Here is a 15,968-nt window from a genome sequence, read left to right on the forward strand (position 1 = left end):
GGGAGGAGTTTTTTCATCCCCAAATCACCTCGATGAATTAGGTTCTTTGTTTGTTGCACTTTAGGAGGGTGTCTCCTGTTTTCCTATTGAGGTACCAAGCTGGAAGCCTTTCTTTCATTGAAATCCCCTTGAAGTATTTTTCAACAGATACTCGATTTAATCCTGCGTTCGGGAAAAAGCAGTAGATCTCAATTTTGGCAAAACTGGTGTTATTGGTCAGATAATGAGTGGAAACGTTGAGGATAGCTTCAATTAATTGCCCATTGAGCTTAAACGAGCCATGATAAAAGGTCTTGCCGGATCCTGTTATCGTAACGTCTGAATAGTAAACGGCGAGGATTGAAGTATGTTCTCCATTAGGTATTTCGATGACAGGTATAAAAGAAGGTTTATTGCTTAGACTGGGAATTACTAAAACATCTTCCGTACCGATTTCATAGGCGCGGGAATCCACATGAAGATAGGTTTTTATCCAAAGTTCTTTTTTGGCGTATAGTATGGCAACCCTTCTGATTGTTTTGTTGTCGTACTGTTTAAGGATCTGTTCTACCGTTGGGAATTTCGGTGGGTTTTCTCTAGTGTGCCATTTTCCAGCGAAGAGTAACGCTGGAGTTTCTTTCGGTACTTTTTCAAGGAGTTTCACATCAAGAGCAAGTGGAGAATAGTTTAATTGTGTCTTGGCTGTTTTTGTTTTCTTAGTTCTGAAAAATAGCGGAGAATTCTGGCCAATGTAATAAACTTTGAGTTCCTGGCTTTGGGGGTTGTAGGTTGCAAACTGCCAGAAATTCTCGTCATGATAGACTGCAATGATCTTTTCCCCGCTTGAAATTTCAGCTAACTTGTAGGCTCCTTCTGCAGAGGAGAGCTGGTGGTAAGTGTAGGCGTTGTAGGCAAAAAAGGAAAGAAGAACCAGAAGCCCAGCAACCAGGATCCTTTTCATCTCCAGGTCACCTCCATGAGGTAGCCAACGCCTGTATAAGGCCCCGTTCTAGGAACGAAACCTAAATCAACAACAAAATCAATTTGGATCCCATTGGACATAATTATATTCTGTGGTCTGCATGCATATGCCCCTTTGCTGGGATCCTCAAGTGGTACGCATGCGTTTATTTCTAGATTCTGGCTTGTGAGAATCTTGTACACTGTTTCCCAACCAGATGAATGCCATTGGGTCGTGTCATTAGGATTGCCCCATTGATCCGGGAGCATGTCCATGTACGTGTTGTATCCTGCACTTGCCCAAGCATATGGATATTTTGACCATAACTCTTGGCTCCAACTCTTGAATTTTTCATAGTCTTTAGGGACACTGAGTTCGCTCCATCTCCATTGCTTATTCATTACTGTGTGTAAATCTAGCATCTTTCCGGTGAGGATTAAGTATATTTCGAGAGTATCTGGACCCACAAATTCTGCTAGCACTGCGGGGTACCATTCTCTGTATTTGTGTCCATGCCAGTCTTGATACTCATCACGTAACCAGAAGATGTAATGGCCAAGTTCGTGCCCCAACATTTCTCCCCAGTCTTCTTCCCCTATTGAGCCCCAAAAGTCTCCTCCCCAGAATTTCTCAGACATCATTATATGTATGAATGCTTTCTCTTGGGGAGATACTCCGGGATCTCTTTTCATCCAGTATCCCCCGACTACAGCTTTTGGCCATCCCGGATATAGGAGTTCTCCTGATGTTTGAGGAATTTGCCATGTAGTGTCATGCACTCTCACATCGGCCATGTCCCAGTTCCTCTTTCCGTCCCATATGTTGACTTTGGTTATCATCGCGTAGCCGTCGGTGTAGTCGTAGATGAAGTCACTCGCCTTTCTGATGCTGTAAATCAAGTTTTTCTTGTCTTCTTCGCTCATCGTCCATTCCACTGAGATGTTCAGCTCAATGCCGAGTATGTCCCTCTTTGCAGGATTCTTCCCAATGAACAGTTCAACGCTGTTAGGAACCCCATCGCCGTCGTAGTCGCCGTAAGCGTCGTTTATGCTCGGCGAGAATCTGTTGGTTCCAAGCTCTTTGTTTAGCTCCAGCTCTCTGTGGAATGGTATCCCATCGCCGTCGGCGTCGTTCAGCTTTATGAGGAACCATATCTCCGCATCGTCTTCATCAACGTCCGTTGAAGTTGCAACAGCGTCAAAGGTCAGCGCGCTTGTCTCAGTAGAGGTTTCTGAACTCGAAACTGCCTCCGTGCTGAGGGCCTTGACGCTACCCTTCCTCTTCCTGAAAGTGAGCGTTGCCTCGTATTTGGCTTCGTTCTTGGCTTTTGGCGTTGCGTTGGTCGTGACATTGCTCATGTTGGCGTCTTTGTCTGCCTCTCCCGTGGACAATACGTTCACTTCATCGTTCAGCTTCATTGCCCTCACTTCGGCGTTCCGCTTGTTGATGATAAGGACTCTCCTCTGAGTCCCGTTGGGGAGTGCGAGGGTGAAGATTACTGCCTCTTCTGGGTTTGTGTATTGGTAGAGGGTTCCGCTCTGGTAGTCTTTAAGTTCCAGCTCCTCTATTCCGTCCCATCCTTTAACGTCGGTGATGTTTACAACGCTTAAATCATAGTCGAGAGCCTCAAGTTCATCATAGTACTTGACGAATGGCTCAATGTCAGTGCTTGCGTTTATGTCACCACAGGAACCGTCCCCACAGCCGCTCAAGTGGCCGTAGCCAAAGTATTCTTTGTGATCGTTGGGATAGTCGTCTCCGCTCCAGGTTCCGGTTAGAGTGTTAAACACTATATGAGCAAATAGAGAGGATGTTGGTGAGATATCCAGCACGTTTTCCCCATCGTTCAGGTTTAACCACAAATCTACAGTCTCTGCGTTGTCTGGGATGTCAAAGGTGAACTTTGCTATTGCCTGCCCGTCTAGGTTGCCGAAAATATCTTCTCCGAGGAGGGTTCTCTTTTCGTAGTCTGTGGTCATATATGCGAGTTGTGAGTTGTACACTTCCTGATACTTTCCGTTTATGAGTGTAAACGCTTTTAAGCTGACGTCTCCACTAACTGCGTCGAGTTCCCGGTACCTAAATATATAGACAGTTACCGTTGCATCTCTAAATGGCTCTATATCCTCCGCATTGCACCACCCGTCCCTGTCACTGTCTGTAATAACTGTAACGTTCATTCTGTAGGTTTCCCCGACCTTTCCGTACTTGTCTACGGGGGTGAACTCAATGGTAACGTTTTCTTGGCAGTTGGTGTAATTGTATAGGACGAGATAGAACCCTCCTGATTCTCCTGAGGGCACCTGGGGAACGAGAAAACTGAAGCGTTCGCCAACGTTTACCCACACGTTTACAGTATCCCCATCAGGGTCATAAACATAAACCTGGCCGGTGTTGTTCTCGTTGGCGTACACTTGGCCTGGAAATTCAACGCTCTTAATCCTTGGAGGAGAGTTGGGCCTCACGTAGATCTTTCTGCTCCACTCGCTCGTTGAGCCGTCTTCAGCGGTCATTATTATTGTAAAATTGTGATAGCCGGGAGCTGGTCGATTCCAGATTAGATAGAATCTGTCGTAGTAGCTGTGGGCGTAGATGAAGCCTCTGTTAAATTCATAAACTTTGACTCCGTCAACTAACAACTTCAACTGGATGTCCATGGTTGCATCAGTCGGATTCTCAGCAGTAATATTGAATCTCAGAGGATGAGCCTCTACTGGCGTGCCGTATCTCACCTCCCTGATGTACGGGTGGGGGGTTTTGTCTACGTGGAACGTTTTTCCAACGGTGGAAGTTTCTCCGTTGTAATTTGGAATGAACTTAACCACGATTGTGTGATCACCGGGGGTTGCGTTCCAGACTTCGTAAATATTGTAGTCTATTATGCTGTATTTGCTCACTCTTACGTCCATTTTGGTCTTCACCAAAGTACCGTCTACATAAATTTCAATTGTTCCAGTTCCATCTAGTGCTCCTCTGTTGTCCAGCTTTATCCTTAACCCTAGTGGTTCTCCCTCTACCGGTGGATTGGGGTTTATTTCGATTTCTTCAATCGTAATCTCAGGTGATGCGTGATACTGATACTTTGAAATCACGTTCCCCCAGCCGTCTATCAAGTACAGAGTATCCCCATTGTTATTCAATATTGCGCTCTCAGGAGAGGTGGCTATCAGGATTTTCACCGTGGTATATGGGGGTATGGCATTACTGAGTTCTATTGAGTGGCCTCGTTTGAATGAATCCATACAGTCATCTTTGGGCGTTTCATTCATCCAGCAACTGGGTTTATTGTATGCGTAATCATCGAGTAGATGCCACCCATCTAAGTTCTGAGACATGGAGCTTGGGTTGTACAGATATGCATATTCACCTGTTCCATCGTTAGTGAGGTAATCCACATCTACTATTTGAATTGCAGAACTTGTTGAGAGCACTTCGACCGTGAATTCATCACTAAGGGTCTCTGCAGACTGGATGGAGTAGACACCAGTTTCCTTCTCCTTTTGGAGTGCCTCTAATGCCTTCAGAGGATTTCTCCAGAGGTAAGTTTTTATTATGGTGGGCTCGGTGCCGTTGTACCACCATATCTGGAATATCAAGTCGGTTCCGTCCCAGTGCGTGTTCCTGATTCTCATGTTCTCTGAAATCACCATCTCCCCTTTCAGTGTGCCGTTGAGAAGGGCTTCCATTAGCGTCAGTATTGCCCTTTTTTCCTCTGGAGTGGCGTTCTGGAGAGCGTTGAGGTACTTCTCGAAGAACGGATTGACAACGCTTCCTTTGTTTTGGACTGTTGATACTGCTCCTGTTGTCTGTGGCAGGCTACTCAGTACTAGCAGCACGGCGAGAACTACTACAACCGGCCGCTTCATACTCATCACCATAGAGGATTGTTGCATTGTATATATTGAAGAATTGTGAATAAAAACATTGTGAGAACGAATCAAATTATCACTTGGAGTGTTGTTCAAACGCCTCCCTCAGCCGCTCGACCTCTTCCTCCCCCATTCTGTTCCTCTCCCATCTCTCCCTTAACCTCAGGTTTTCGTCCTCCAGATCCAGAACCGCCTTCCTGACCCCGCCCCGCGGGTTTCTGCAGTCCCCTTCCCAGCGGGGAATGACGTGGAGGTGCAGATGTGGAACAGTCTGGCCAGCAGCTTTCCCGAGGTTCATCCCCACGTTGAAGGCGTCCGGCTTTAGAACCTCCCCAAGCTTCTCCATCGCCAGCTCCATTCCCTTGATCAGGGCTGATTTCTCCTCTCCCGTTAGTTCCTCCCACCGCTCAACGTGCCTCCTCGGGACTACCAAAAGGTGGCCCCTGCTGGCCGGGTAGGAGTCGATGAGTATTCTAATCAGCTCGTCCTCGTAGAGAACCGTCCCCTCCCTCGGCGTGCAGAACGGACATTCCATCGGCAGCACCAAAGACTTAAAACGGGTTCCAGATAAAAAGGCCTCGGTGGTGAGATGGAGGAGACCCTCGAGGTAATGAACAAGACCTACCGGAAGTTTCTCGCGTTCGGCATGGGCTTTCTGCTGGTGGCCTTTGGGATGATGATAGTTCAGCCCTTCGGACGGGAACCATCCCTGATTCTGGCCGTGATACTGTTCGTAATCGCATTCATTCCGCTGGAGTTTGCCAGGAGAATAGCCAGAAAGATGGCGATGCTCGCCTTGCGGGGTGAATAGAAAAGCTTAATTATGCCGCCCGAGAAGTATGGGCAGAGAGTAGGAGATATGACGATAATACGTTAGAGGTGATGTAAAATGGCGTTTGTACCACCACAGGCAGGTTATGACAGGGCCATTACTGTTTTCAGCCCTGACGGAAGGCTCTTCCAGGTAAACTACGCAAGAGAGGCCGTCAAGAGGGGAGCAACCGCCGTTGGTGTTAAGTGGAAGGAAGGAGTCGTCCTCGCGGTGGAGAAGAGGATAACCAGCAAGCTCATCGAGCCCAGCAGCTACGAAAAGATTTTCCAGATCGACGACCATATAGCGGCCGCCCCGAGCGGCATAATTGCTGACGCGAGGGTTCTCGTCGACAGGGCCAGGCTGGAGGCCCAGGTTTACAGGCTCACCTACGGCGAACCCGTTCCGCTCACCGTTCTGGTGAAGAAGATTTGCGACCTCAAGCAGGCCCACACCCAGTACGGCGGTGTGAGGCCCTTCGGTGCCGCCCTTCTCATGGCGGGCGTCAACGAGGAGCCTGAACTCTACGAGACTGACCCGAGCGGGGCCTACTTCGAGTGGAAGGCCGTGGCAATAGGCAGCGGAAGGAACACCGTCATGGCAATCTTTGAGGAGCACTACACCGACGACATAGGCATGGAGGGGGCAATAAAGCTGGCAATAATGGCGCTCGCGAAGACCCTTGAGGAGCCCAGCCCCGACAGCATAGAGGTCGCCTACATAACCACCGAAGACAAGCGCTGGAAGAAGCTCGGCAAGGAGGACGTCGCCAGGTACCTCGATGAAATCCTTGAAGAGGTCAAGGAAGAGGAAGTTGAGGAGAGGGAAGAGGACTACTCCGAGCTGGACAGCAACTACTGAGGTGACGGGCGATGCCCATAAGCGTTGATAAGGCCGTCATCGCCCGTCTGAAGACGCACGGTGAGACCTTCGAGATACTCGTTGACCCCTACCTCGCGAGGGACTTCAAGGAGGGCAAGGACGTTCCCATAGAGGAGATCCTCGCCACTCCCTACGTTTTCAAGGACGCCCACAAGGGCGACAAGGCCAGCGAGCACGAGATGGAGAAGATATTCGGAACCAGCGACCCCTACGAGGTGGCGAAGGTAATCCTCCGCAAGGGGGACGTTCAGCTCACAGCAGGGCAGAGGAGGCAGATGCTCGAAGATAAGAGGCGCTACATAGCGACGGTGATTCACAGGCACGCCGTAGACCCAAGGACGGGCTATCCGCACCCCGTTGATAGAATCCTCCGGGCGATGGAAGAGGCCGGGGTTCACATCGACCTGTTCAAGGACGCCGAGGCCCAGGTCCCGGGCGTTATCAAGGCCATAAGGCCCCTCCTCCCGATAAAGCTTGAGATGAAGGTTATAGCAGTGAAGATACCCGGCGACTACGTGGGCAGGGCATACGGAGAGGTAAGGAAGTTCGGAACCATAAAGCGCGAAGAGTGGGCCAGCGACGGCTCGTGGATGTTCCTCATCGAGATTCCCGGAGGAGTCGAGGAGGAGTTTTATGAGAAGCTTAATGCCCTCACGAAGGGCAATGCGATAACTAAACTGATAGAGAGGAAGGGACTATGAGACGGATTTTTGTAAAAAATAGGGAACTGGTGGTTCCTGGGACTTTGCTTGCCCAGGGGCCGTTTAAGAGCGGAAGAGGGACGTTCAGGGAAGGCAACAGGATATACTCAACCGTCGTCGGGCTGGTTGAGATCAGGGGAGACGCGATAAGGGTGATACCCCTGGAAGGTCCGTATATGCCGGAGGTTGGTGACAACGTTCTCGGCAAGATAACCGACGTCAGGTTCTCCAACTGGAGTGTGGACATAGGGGCACCCTACGAGGCCAACCTGCGTGTCCAGGACGCCACGGAGGAGCGCATAGACATACTGAAAACCGACCTCAGGAAGATATTCGACATTGGAGACATAATCTACGCCAGGATAAAGGCGTACAACGAGATAAACCAGATAGACCTGACCACGAAGGGCATGCCCTTTAGAGGCGGCCCGCTCAGGGGAGGGCAGATAGTCAAGATAACTCCCTCCAAAGTGCCGAGGCTAATAGGTAAGGGCGGTTCGATGATAAACCTCATAAAGAAGCTGACCGGGACAAGGATAATAGTCGGTCAGAACGGCTGGGTTTGGGTCAGCGGCAGAAAGGAAGAGCTTGAGAAGCTTGCGATTGAGGCCATACTCAAGGTGGACAGAGAAAGCCACACCCAGGGACTCACGGACAGGGTCAAGGAGCTTCTCATGACCAGGCTCCAGGAGCTCAAGGAGCGGGGAGTCGTTGAGGATATACCCCAGATTGAAGAGCAAACTGCTGGAGAGGGTGAAGGAGAATGATGGGCAAGCCAGAGGGTTTAAAGCTCATAGATGAGAACGGGAAGAGAATGGACGGAAGAAAGAAATACGAACTCAGGCCCATAAAGATGGAAGTCAGCGTGCTGAAGAACGCCGACGGTTCTGCCTATGTTGAGTGGGGCAAGAACAAGGTTCTGGCAGCTGTTTACGGGCCGAGGGAGATTCATCCAAAGCACCTCCAGAGGCCGGACAGGGCGATACTACGTGTGAGGTACAACATGGCTCCCTTCAGCGTTGAGGAGCGCAAGAAGCCTGGTCCGGACAGGAGGAGTGTGGAGATAAGCAAGGTCATAAGGGGCGCCCTTGAGCCGGCGCTCATACTTGAGATGTTTCCCAGAACGGCCATAGATGTCTTCATCGAGGTTCTCCAGGCCGACGCGGGAACGAGAGTTGCCGGGATAACGGCAGCCTCACTCGCCCTTGCGGATGCGGGCGTGCCCATGAGGGACCTGGTCGCGGCCTGCGCCGCCGGTAAGATAGAGGGCGAGATAGTCCTCGACCTCAACAAGGATGAGGACAACTACGGCGAAGCCGACGTCCCAGTGGCCATAATGCCCCTCAAGAACGACATAACGCTCCTCCAGATGGACGGCTATCTGACCAGGGAGGAGTTCATCGAGGCGGTGAGGCTTGCCATTAAGGGGGCCAAGGCTGTCTATCAGAAGCAGCGCGAGGCGCTGAAGGTCAAGTATCTCAAAATAGCCGAGGAGGTCGGTGGGGGTGAGTGAGATGGAAGTTATGGCCAGCATAATGCGCGACCACATCCTGAGCCTCCTCAAGGAGGGCAGGCGCCTAGACGGTCGCTCGCTTGAGGACTACCGCGATCTTGAGGTCAGGGTCAACGTCATCGAGAAGGCGGAGGGCTCAGCGTGGGTGAAGCTCGGGAACACCCAGGTTCTCGTCGGCATAAAGGTTGACGTGGGTGAACCTTTCCCCGACCTCCCGGAGAAGGGTGTCATAACCACCAACGTCGAGCTCGTGCCGCTCGCTTCACCGAGCTTTGAGCCGGGGCCCCCGGACGAGAACGCTATCGAGCTGGCCAGGGTCGTAGACAGGGGCATAAGGGAGAGCGGGGCTGTGGAGCTGGAGAAGCTCGTCATTGTCCCGGGCAAGCTCGTGAGGGTGGTCTTCATAGACGTTCACGTCCTTGACTACGACGGAAACCTCCTTGACGCCAGCGGCATCGGCGCAATAGCGGCCCTGCTGAGCACGAAGATGCCGAAGGTCGTCTACGATGGGGAGAAGGACGAGGTTCAGGTTCTCGACGAATACGAACCCCTTCCGGTCAGTAAGATACCGATCCCGGTTACCATAGCCAAGATCGGCGGCAACCTCCTGGCCGACCCGAACCTCGACGAGGAGCGGGTGATGGACGGCAGGATAACCATAACCACCGACGAGAACGGCATGATTTCCTCAGTTCAGAAGAGCGAGGGAGGCAGCTTTAAGCTTGAGGAGGTTATGTACGCGGTCGATCTGGCCCTGAAGAAGGCCGCCGAGATCAGGGAGAAGGTTCTTGAGGCCGTCAAGGCCGAATGAACCTTTTCTTTTCACCTCCAGGTGACCGCAATGGGCAGCCTTTTCGTCGACATCATCGCCATTGCAGTGCTCCTGCTTTTTTTAGTTCAGTTCTTCAGACTGGCCGTTAGTGGTGGTTCCAAAAAGGAGCTCTACCTGACCCTCGCCCTGTTCGCTATTACCCTGGGCGTCTGGCTTATCTACAACGCCTCATTTACATGGGGATGGGACATCTACACCTATGTGCCCTTGGCTTTTGCAGTTGCCACCTTCCTCCTCAGCGTCCTTGGACTTTTCAGGCTGCAGGAGGAGGGAGACTGACACATCTTCAGAAAGAGATATAAACACCAATGCCCAAATTAATCCAGCCTTACGATTAACTGGGGGGAACAGTTATGGGATTGTTTGACAGCCTCAAAAAGAAGGACGAAAAGGCCAAGAGGAAGCCGCCCGCGGCGATTAAGAAGGAGGTTGCTCCTAGGCGTGACATCGATGTCATTCCTCTTGAGGAGGATGTTCTTGCTAAGGAGATAGTCAAGCCCCAGGTCAGGTACCTCAAGAAGATCGTCGTTACCAGCTATGCCGACCTTGAGAAGATTTCTGAGGAGCTCCAGAACGGCAACATAATTCTGGTCGACCTCACGCCGCTTGAGGTCAAGCCGGAGGTTCTTGAGAAGGTTGCGGAGCAGATAAAGGGCATGGTCAGCGCCCTCGGCGGTCAGGCCGCTAAAATCTGCAAGCACGAGATAAAGCTGATCCTTGTCCCGGCGGACATAAGGATAGCCAGGTGACTGCCTTTCTTTTCTACCCACGATTTTATAAAGGATTCACTCGGTCTATTCTTCGGTGGTGAGAGATGACCCGGAGGGAAGGTGAGATTCAGGAAATCAGGCTGGGGGACTGTCCAATCTGCGGTGGAAAGGGCACGCTCAAGGCCCTTCAGTACGTTCATGACATACCTTACTTTGGCAAGGTCATGGAGAGCACGATAATCTGTGAGAAGTGCGGCTACCGCAACGCGGATGTCATGATCCTGGAGGACAGGCCGCCGAAGCTCTACACCGTGAAAGTTGAGGAAGAAAAGGACCTCTTCACCCGCGTTGTCAGGAGCAAGAGCGGAACCATCGAGCTCGAAGAGATAGGTGTCAAGATCGAACCGGGGCCGGCGGCGGAGGGCTTCGTCAGCAACGTCGAGGGGGTCCTTGAGCGGGTCAGGGAGACCCTTATAATGGCCCGGCATTTCAGGGAGCAGGAGGGGGACGAGGAGGCCGTGAAAAAGGCCGAAGAGATACTGGAGTACATCGAGCAGGTGAAGGAGGGCAAAAAACCGCTCACCGTGAGGATTATGGATCCCCTCGGCAACAGCGCCCTCATCGGTGAGAAGGTGAAGAGCAGGCTTCTGACGCAGGAGGAAATTAAGGGCCTCAGCCTCGGCCCGTACGTCCTCGTTGAGCCCGAAGAGGGCGGAGAAACGGAGGGTTAGAGGTATATCACGTCCCTTGCAAGGAGGTCTTCTATCAGGGCCCTTACCCAGGGCTTTCTGGTTTTCCTTGAGAGGTGGATTATACCCTCAACGTGGACTCCGTATCGCTCCCTCATTTCTTCCCGGCTCATGGGCTCCCTGAAGAGGAAGGGCCTCTCTATGGTGAACGCGTAGCCGTGCTCCCTGATGTATTCCCCCAGCCAGCGCTTCCCGTTTTCACCGTGCACCAGCGTTAGACCGCTCGTATCTTTCGTCATCTCCCAGAGCGTATCGAGGTCGGCCCTTATCACCTCGCCAACCTCGAAGCCCCCGGCTATCGTCCCCCTCCGTGTCAGAGTCTGCTCTCCGTGGAGACCGAGCCTCCTCAGGGTGTCCCTCAGTTCGTAGGGATTTCCCCTCGCCACGTAGAGGAAAACGGTGTCCCCCTCACTAAATGCCCTGGCCTTCCTCAGCTCTACCGTCTTCAGTCCCCGGAATATCAGCTCTGCATAGACTTGGTGGAGCGCTATCACGTGCTCCATCCTCTCACCAACCGGAAGGTCTAAGAACCCTTAAAAAGAGTTTGGGTTGATGAGGCGAACCCGTGTCGTCGGGGAAAAAATGCACAAGTTGCTGGTAAGCGTGGCAGTTGTTGAGTTTGCACTAGCCCTTGCATCTCTCAAGATTGACTCTGGCCTGAGTGTTCTCTTTTTCACTCAGGGACTGCTCCTTGTGCTATTTGGTAGGGTGGGTGTTCCTGCCGTTGAGGTTAGCATCAACGGTTCGCTCTATCGGATTTATCCGAACTGGAACTTCTCGGCCGTTGTGATCAAGGGCAGGGAGAAAAAGACCGTTCCCCTCCTTCCGGGAAGGAACACGGTTGAGATAAACGGAAAGGAGTTGATACTGGAGGTACTGCCGAGGCGCTTCTTTCCCACTCTTTCAGTCGAGTTTGAGGGAGAGAAGATTAGGCTTTTCTGAGAGCGGCCTTTATAATGTCGCTCACAACTCCACTCGCCGTTTCTTTGAGCCCCGCGCCTGCACCTCTAATGACGAGCTCGCCGAGAAGGTCGGTCCTTATCACAGCGGTGTTCTCGTGGCTTCCAACGGCTAGGGGGCTGTCCAGGGCTATCTCCCTGGGCTCGACGGTTATACCTCCCTTCTCCACGGTCGCAACGAGCCTGATCGTCCTGCCCTTCTTCCTCGCCCTCTGGACTTCACCAGCGGTCACCTCTGATATTCCCTTCACCCTTGCCTCGTCGAAGGTTACCGGTTCAAAAGCAACGCAGTGGAGAATTGTGGCCTTATAGCCTGCGTCTATCCCGAGTACATCCCCGCTGGGATCGCGCTCTGCTATGCCCAGCTCCTGCGCTTCCTTGAGTGCCTCCTCAAAGTCGAGCCCCATCTCCATCCGGCTTAGAATGAAGGTCGTGGTCGCGTTCAGAACCGCCTCTATCCTCTCGACAGCGTCCCCCAGCAGGTTCTCTCGCAACAGCCCGATGACCGGCGTCCCGGCCATCACGGTGGCCTCGAAGAGGTAGGGCAGGCCCCTCCTTTCCGCCTCCTTCATAAGTTCGGAGTAATGGAAGGCCAGAGGCGGTTTGTTGCTCGTAACAACGGCTTTGCCGTCCTTCAGGGCGGCAAGGTGCCAGGTGTGGGCGTTTTTATCGTTGGTGACGTCTATAACGATGTCTGCATCGATCTCCCTAACCGCCTCGTCGGGTGTGAAGCTGTAGACCTCGTAGTCGTTCGTCCATGCGGACAGCTTTCCGAAGTTCTCCTTGGTGATGAGCGCCTCCCGGAGGTCTATGCCCTCGGGAAGCCAGACGGCCCCGCTGGTATCGGCTATGCCCACTACCCTGAATTCAACACCGTACCTCTCGCGGAAGAGCGCTCCCTTCTCCAGCAAAACCCGTGAGACCGCCTTTCCAACGTTCCCAAAACCGAAGAGCAAGAGTTTTATCTCCTTCACCGACACCACCCGCAAGAAAAGGAAATTAAGCCGGGGGTCACTTGTTAAGGATGACCTTTATGATGTCCATGTCCCTGATGATGCCCACCAGCTCTCCCTCGCCCCTTATGACAGGGAGCTGTTCAATGTGGTACTGGACCATCTTCTGGGCGACGTCGTAGATGCTCATGTGGGGCGTCGCAACGACGAGATCCCTGTTCATTATCTCGGACACGGGCTTCTTGGGGAGCTGGAGTTCCGCCTTCTCGAAAAGCAGCGTTGGGTTGCTCTCCAGTATCCAGTCCTCCTCACTCGAAGCTGAGAGGGCCGTCTGCTTCATGACCCTCACAACCTCGCTGTCCTTGAGGAGGTCTGTTTCGTCAACCATCCCCACGAGGTTGCCCTCGTCGTCTATAACCGGAATCGCCATGGCGTTGCACAGGAGGAGCGCCTTGAGGGCGGCTTTAAGCGGCGTCCCGTGCCAGACGAGGCCAACGTTCTTCTGGTAGTACTTCCCAATCGTCACGTTCTTCAGCTTCTCGCTCTTCGCCAGATAGCGTCTCACGATATCCCCAACGGTGAGTATTCCAAGAACACGCTTCTCCTCGTCGACAACAACAACGCGCCTGTAGTCCATCTCAAGCATCGCCCTGACGGCCTTCTTAAGGTCATCGTTGGGCCTGACTGTGGGAACCTCCCTCCGTATCAGCATCGCGAGCTGCTCCTCGTCGGGGTGGAGCAGAACGCGTTTTATGCTTATGATCCCTGCGAGGGCCTTCGTGTTCTTGTTGATGACGGGGAATGACCTTACTTTATGCTTCCGGAAGAGGCTGAGGGCGTATTCCCTCGTTGCCGGAAGTTCTATGACAACTGGATCTGGGGTCATCAAAGTCTTCACACGCATTTCCTTCACCACCGCTTTAACCTAAAGCGCTCTTCCCCTATTTTAAGCTTTTCATTCAAAAATTGACAAAAAGATGGAGGAACATCAGCCCAGAACAGAGAGGAGCACTCCAGCAACGACGGCCGTACCGATGACCCCTGCGACGTTCGGGCCCATCGCGTGCATTAGGAGAAAGTTCCCCGGGTCTTCTTCGCTGGCCATTCTCTGGACGACCCTGGCGGACATAGGAACCGCTGAGACGCCAGCCGCCCCTATCATCGGGTTTATCTTTCCTCCCGAGAGCTTCATCATGAGCTTCCCGAGGAGCACACCCCCTGCAGTGGCGCTGGTGAACGCTACTATCCCGAGTCCGAGGATCATGAGGGTCTGTGCCGTGAGGAAGCTCTCGGCGCGCATCGTCGAACCCACTCCAAGGCCGAGGAATATCGTGACGATGTTCATCAGCTCCTCCTGTGCGGCCTTGCTGAGCCTCTCGACGACGCCGCTCTCCCTGAATAGGTTGCCTATCATGAGCATTCCGACCAGCGGCGCGGCCGTGGGGACGAGGAGGGCTATGACTATCATGCTGACGATTGGGAAGAGTATCTTTTCCCTCTTGGACACCGGCCTGAGCTGCTCCATGCGTATCATTCTTTCCTCCCTGCTGGTCAGGGCTTTTATGACCGGCGGCTGAATGAGCGGGACAAGGCTCATATAGCTGTAAGCGGCGACCGCGGTTGCCCCGAGGATGTGGGGCGCCAGCTTGGTGGTCAGGTAGATGGTGGTCGGCCCATCGGCGCCACCGATGATACCAATTGAAGCCGCCTCCGGCAGGGTAAAGCCCAAGATGACCGCCGTCAGCATGGCTACGAAAACGCCTATCTGGGCCGCGGCACCGAGGAGTGCCGTCTTGGGGTCGGCTATCATGGGGCCGAAATCCGTCATTGCCCCGAGCCCGAAGAATATCAGCAGCGGCACTATCTCCGTCTTTATCAGCAGGTAGTAAATCAGGTCGAAGAGTCCCGGTGGGCCGTACTGCTGGTTGAGATAGGCCATCGTGGTGAATATGTTCTCCTCCATCCCCGGCGGAAGCTGCGGTGCCACCGGCCAGTTGACGAGGTGGCTCAGCGGCAGGTTAACGAGAACCGCGCTGATGCCTATCGGGAGCAACAGGAGGGGCTCCATCTTGTACCTGACGGCCAGGTACACCAGCGTCAGGCCGACGATTATCATGATTATGTTTCCCACGGTGAGGTTGAGCAGCCCCATGTGTTCGAAGAAGTCTATTATCGCCTGCTCCAGTCCTGCCATCACCCATCACCCTAGTTCTATAAGTGTTTGTCCGGTGTCGACGGTGTCGCCCTCTTTGACCAGGATCCTCTTCACGACTCCATCCTTTGGCGCTGGTATCTCGTTCTCCATCTTCATCGCTTCGAGGATTACTAATCCCTGGCCAGTTTTGACCTGCTCGCCCTCCTTCACGAGAATCCTCAAAACCTTACCCGGCATCGGCGCAGTGACGACACCCTCACCGGCAACCGGAGCCGGAGACGGGGGAGCGCTTGGAGCCGGCGCTGGAGCGGCCGGGAGGGGTGCGGTGGGTGTTTGAGTCGTAACAGGGGCCGGGGCCGCGTTCAGGGCGCTCATGTCGATCCCCAGTCCCTTGGCTTCAACGGTGTACTCCTTTTCCTCAAAGGCAACCCTGAACCTGCCCATTCCGAGTTCCTCAACCTCGACCTCGTACTCGATACCATCAACGATGACCTTAACCTTCGCCATCTTCACCACTTCCCAAGCTCATAGTTGAAGTCTTCAACTTCCTCCATTGTTGACTGGACGCCGTAGAGGCGCCAGGCGTCTGAAACTTTCCTCCTGAACGGCAGAGGCCTGAGCTGCGAGGCCTTTTCCGCCGTGTACGCGAGTATGGCTGCCGTTATGATCGCGAGGTCTTTCGGGGGTATGGCCGGCTTCTCCTCTTCGACCTCTTTGACTTCGGACGGCGCCGGAACCGGCGCGGCGGCTTCTTCCCTCTCAATAAGCCGCCTCTCCAGCCAGCCGACGAAGTAGAGCACCAGTGCCAAAATGGCGAGGACGGCGAAGACCACCGTCACTCCAAGGGCCGTGATGTTCAGGCCCTCCATGAACTCTGCCATTGATACCATGTCT

General features: G+C 53.2%; 19 protein-coding genes. 10 read left to right on the forward strand and 9 right to left on the reverse strand.

The window, feature by feature from the left end:
• Positions 1-37 precede the first annotated feature (37 nt).
• From ACZ5M3_RS09320 to ACZ5M3_RS09330, 3 genes are all read right to left on the reverse strand, one after another.
• Positions 38-940, reverse strand: a complete 903-nt coding sequence (locus ACZ5M3_RS09320; protein ID WP_464839348.1) for a hypothetical protein — start codon at positions 938-940, stop codon at positions 38-40.
• Entirely contained in the window at positions 937-4,806 is a 3,870-nt protein-coding gene (locus tag ACZ5M3_RS09325) for an Ig-like domain-containing protein (protein WP_464839349.1), read from the reverse strand. Before ACZ5M3_RS09325 ends, ACZ5M3_RS09320 begins: the two co-directional genes overlap by 4 nt.
• A 79-nt stretch (positions 4,807-4,885) precedes the next feature.
• Positions 4,886-5,344: an HIT family protein gene (locus tag ACZ5M3_RS09330; protein ID WP_464840888.1), complete on the reverse strand. Its 459-nt coding sequence runs from the start codon at positions 5,342-5,344 to the stop codon at positions 4,886-4,888.
• Positions 5,345-5,398: 54 nt separating this feature from the next.
• Here ACZ5M3_RS09330 and ACZ5M3_RS09335 point away from each other — a divergent pair, with 54 nt between their 5' ends.
• The 9 genes from ACZ5M3_RS09335 to ACZ5M3_RS09375 all read left to right on the forward strand — a co-directional run bounded on the left by ACZ5M3_RS09335 (position 5,399) and on the right by ACZ5M3_RS09375 (position 10,989).
• On the forward strand, positions 5,399-5,620 hold the full coding sequence (locus ACZ5M3_RS09335) for a hypothetical protein (RefSeq protein ID WP_464839350.1): 222 nt from the start codon (positions 5,399-5,401) through the stop codon (positions 5,618-5,620).
• A 78-nt stretch (positions 5,621-5,698) separates the two neighbouring features.
• Positions 5,699-6,481 carry an archaeal proteasome endopeptidase complex subunit alpha gene (psmA, locus tag ACZ5M3_RS09340; RefSeq protein ID WP_464839351.1) on the forward strand — a complete coding sequence of 261 codons (783 nt, stop codon included), beginning with the start codon at positions 5,699-5,701 and terminating at the stop codon, positions 6,479-6,481.
• A gap of 11 nt (positions 6,482-6,492) precedes the next feature.
• Positions 6,493-7,203: a ribosome assembly factor SBDS gene (locus tag ACZ5M3_RS09345; protein ID WP_464839352.1), complete on the forward strand. Its 711-nt coding sequence runs from the start codon at positions 6,493-6,495 to the stop codon at positions 7,201-7,203.
• Complete coding sequence (gene rrp4, locus ACZ5M3_RS09350) at positions 7,200-7,970, forward strand: exosome complex RNA-binding protein Rrp4 (protein ID WP_464839353.1); 771 nt, start codon at positions 7,200-7,202, stop codon at positions 7,968-7,970. The genes ACZ5M3_RS09345 and rrp4 overlap by 4 nt, the downstream gene beginning before the upstream one ends.
• Complete coding sequence (rrp41, locus tag ACZ5M3_RS09355; protein ID WP_464839354.1) at positions 7,967-8,716, forward strand: exosome complex exonuclease Rrp41; 750 nt, start codon at positions 7,967-7,969, stop codon at positions 8,714-8,716. The genes rrp4 and rrp41 overlap by 4 nt, the downstream gene beginning before the upstream one ends.
• Before the next feature lies 1 nt (position 8,717).
• Positions 8,718-9,527: an exosome complex protein Rrp42 gene (gene rrp42 / locus ACZ5M3_RS09360; RefSeq protein WP_464839355.1), complete on the forward strand. Its 810-nt coding sequence runs from the start codon at positions 8,718-8,720 to the stop codon at positions 9,525-9,527.
• 30 nt (positions 9,528-9,557) lie between these two features.
• On the forward strand, positions 9,558-9,827 hold the full coding sequence (locus tag ACZ5M3_RS09365) for a hypothetical protein (protein WP_464839356.1): 270 nt from the start codon (positions 9,558-9,560) through the stop codon (positions 9,825-9,827).
• A 74-nt stretch (positions 9,828-9,901) separates the two neighbouring features.
• Positions 9,902-10,297 (forward strand): cell division protein SepF, encoded by a 396-nt coding sequence (locus ACZ5M3_RS09370; protein WP_464839357.1) that lies wholly within the window; start codon positions 9,902-9,904, stop codon positions 10,295-10,297.
• Positions 10,298-10,362: 65 nt separating this feature from the next.
• Positions 10,363-10,989 carry a ZPR1 zinc finger domain-containing protein gene (locus ACZ5M3_RS09375; protein ID WP_464839358.1) on the forward strand — a complete coding sequence of 209 codons (627 nt, stop codon included), beginning with the start codon at positions 10,363-10,365 and terminating at the stop codon, positions 10,987-10,989.
• On the opposite strand, the gene ACZ5M3_RS09380 is transcribed toward ACZ5M3_RS09375, so the two are convergent.
• Entirely contained in the window at positions 10,986-11,510 is a 525-nt protein-coding gene (locus ACZ5M3_RS09380; protein WP_464839359.1) for an ASCH domain-containing protein, read from the reverse strand. The two genes, ACZ5M3_RS09375 and ACZ5M3_RS09380, sit on opposite strands and share 4 nt — an antisense overlap.
• 49 nt (positions 11,511-11,559) lie before the next feature.
• Here ACZ5M3_RS09380 and ACZ5M3_RS09385 point away from each other — a divergent pair, with 49 nt between their 5' ends.
• Positions 11,560-11,949 (forward strand): hypothetical protein, encoded by a 390-nt coding sequence (locus ACZ5M3_RS09385; RefSeq protein ID WP_464839360.1) that lies wholly within the window; start codon positions 11,560-11,562, stop codon positions 11,947-11,949.
• On the opposite strand, the gene ACZ5M3_RS09390 is transcribed toward ACZ5M3_RS09385, so the two are convergent.
• The 5 genes from ACZ5M3_RS09390 to ACZ5M3_RS09410 all read right to left on the reverse strand — a co-directional run bounded on the left by ACZ5M3_RS09390 (position 11,936) and on the right by ACZ5M3_RS09410 (position 15,955).
• Positions 11,936-12,940: a homoserine dehydrogenase gene (locus ACZ5M3_RS09390; RefSeq protein ID WP_464839361.1), complete on the reverse strand. Its 1,005-nt coding sequence runs from the start codon at positions 12,938-12,940 to the stop codon at positions 11,936-11,938. The two genes, ACZ5M3_RS09385 and ACZ5M3_RS09390, sit on opposite strands and share 14 nt — an antisense overlap.
• Before the next feature lie 37 nt (positions 12,941-12,977).
• Entirely contained in the window at positions 12,978-13,823 is an 846-nt protein-coding gene (locus ACZ5M3_RS09395; protein ID WP_464840889.1) for a CBS domain-containing protein, read from the reverse strand.
• Positions 13,824-13,907: 84 nt separating this feature from the next.
• Positions 13,908-15,113 (reverse strand): sodium ion-translocating decarboxylase subunit beta, encoded by a 1,206-nt coding sequence (locus ACZ5M3_RS09400; RefSeq protein WP_464839362.1) that lies wholly within the window; start codon positions 15,111-15,113, stop codon positions 13,908-13,910.
• 6 nt (positions 15,114-15,119) lie between these two features.
• Positions 15,120-15,581 carry a biotin/lipoyl-containing protein gene (locus ACZ5M3_RS09405; protein WP_464840890.1) on the reverse strand — a complete coding sequence of 154 codons (462 nt, stop codon included), beginning with the start codon at positions 15,579-15,581 and terminating at the stop codon, positions 15,120-15,122.
• Positions 15,582-15,583: 2 nt separating this feature from the next.
• The gene (locus tag ACZ5M3_RS09410) at positions 15,584-15,955 is read right to left on the reverse strand and encodes an OadG family protein (protein WP_464840891.1); all 372 of its coding nucleotides are present in this window, start codon (positions 15,953-15,955) and stop codon (positions 15,584-15,586) included.
• Positions 15,956-15,968: the final 13 nt, after the last annotated feature.

Source organism: Thermococcus coalescens, from assembly GCF_055392585.1.

Coding starts and splice junctions, on each gene's coding strand:
- ACZ5M3_RS09320 (WP_464839348.1), bottom strand. CDS start 940: ATGAAAAGGATCCTGGTTGCTGGGCTTCTGGTTCTTCTTTCCTTTTTT.
- ACZ5M3_RS09325 (WP_464839349.1), bottom strand. CDS start 4,806: ATGAAGCGGCCGGTTGTAGTAGTTCTCGCCGTGCTGCTAGTACTGAGT.
- ACZ5M3_RS09330 (WP_464840888.1), bottom strand. CDS start 5,344: ATGGAATGTCCGTTCTGCACGCCGAGGGAGGGGACGGTTCTCTACGAG.
- ACZ5M3_RS09335 (WP_464839350.1), top strand. CDS start 5,399: ATGGAGGAGACCCTCGAGGTAATGAACAAGACCTACCGGAAGTTTCTC.
- psmA (WP_464839351.1), top strand. CDS start 5,699: ATGGCGTTTGTACCACCACAGGCAGGTTATGACAGGGCCATTACTGTT.
- ACZ5M3_RS09345 (WP_464839352.1), top strand. CDS start 6,493: ATGCCCATAAGCGTTGATAAGGCCGTCATCGCCCGTCTGAAGACGCAC.
- rrp4 (WP_464839353.1), top strand. CDS start 7,200: ATGAGACGGATTTTTGTAAAAAATAGGGAACTGGTGGTTCCTGGGACT.
- rrp41 (WP_464839354.1), top strand. CDS start 7,967: ATGATGGGCAAGCCAGAGGGTTTAAAGCTCATAGATGAGAACGGGAAG.
- rrp42 (WP_464839355.1), top strand. CDS start 8,718: ATGGAAGTTATGGCCAGCATAATGCGCGACCACATCCTGAGCCTCCTC.
- ACZ5M3_RS09365 (WP_464839356.1), top strand. CDS start 9,558: ATGGGCAGCCTTTTCGTCGACATCATCGCCATTGCAGTGCTCCTGCTT.
- ACZ5M3_RS09370 (WP_464839357.1), top strand. CDS start 9,902: ATGGGATTGTTTGACAGCCTCAAAAAGAAGGACGAAAAGGCCAAGAGG.
- ACZ5M3_RS09375 (WP_464839358.1), top strand. CDS start 10,363: ATGACCCGGAGGGAAGGTGAGATTCAGGAAATCAGGCTGGGGGACTGT.
- ACZ5M3_RS09380 (WP_464839359.1), bottom strand. CDS start 11,510: ATGGAGCACGTGATAGCGCTCCACCAAGTCTATGCAGAGCTGATATTC.
- ACZ5M3_RS09385 (WP_464839360.1), top strand. CDS start 11,560: ATGAGGCGAACCCGTGTCGTCGGGGAAAAAATGCACAAGTTGCTGGTA.
- ACZ5M3_RS09395 (WP_464840889.1), bottom strand. CDS start 13,823: ATGCGTGTGAAGACTTTGATGACCCCAGATCCAGTTGTCATAGAACTT.
- ACZ5M3_RS09400 (WP_464839362.1), bottom strand. CDS start 15,113: ATGGCAGGACTGGAGCAGGCGATAATAGACTTCTTCGAACACATGGGG.
- ACZ5M3_RS09405 (WP_464840890.1), bottom strand. CDS start 15,581: ATGGCGAAGGTTAAGGTCATCGTTGATGGTATCGAGTACGAGGTCGAG.
- ACZ5M3_RS09410 (WP_464840891.1), bottom strand. CDS start 15,955: ATGGCAGAGTTCATGGAGGGCCTGAACATCACGGCCCTTGGAGTGACG.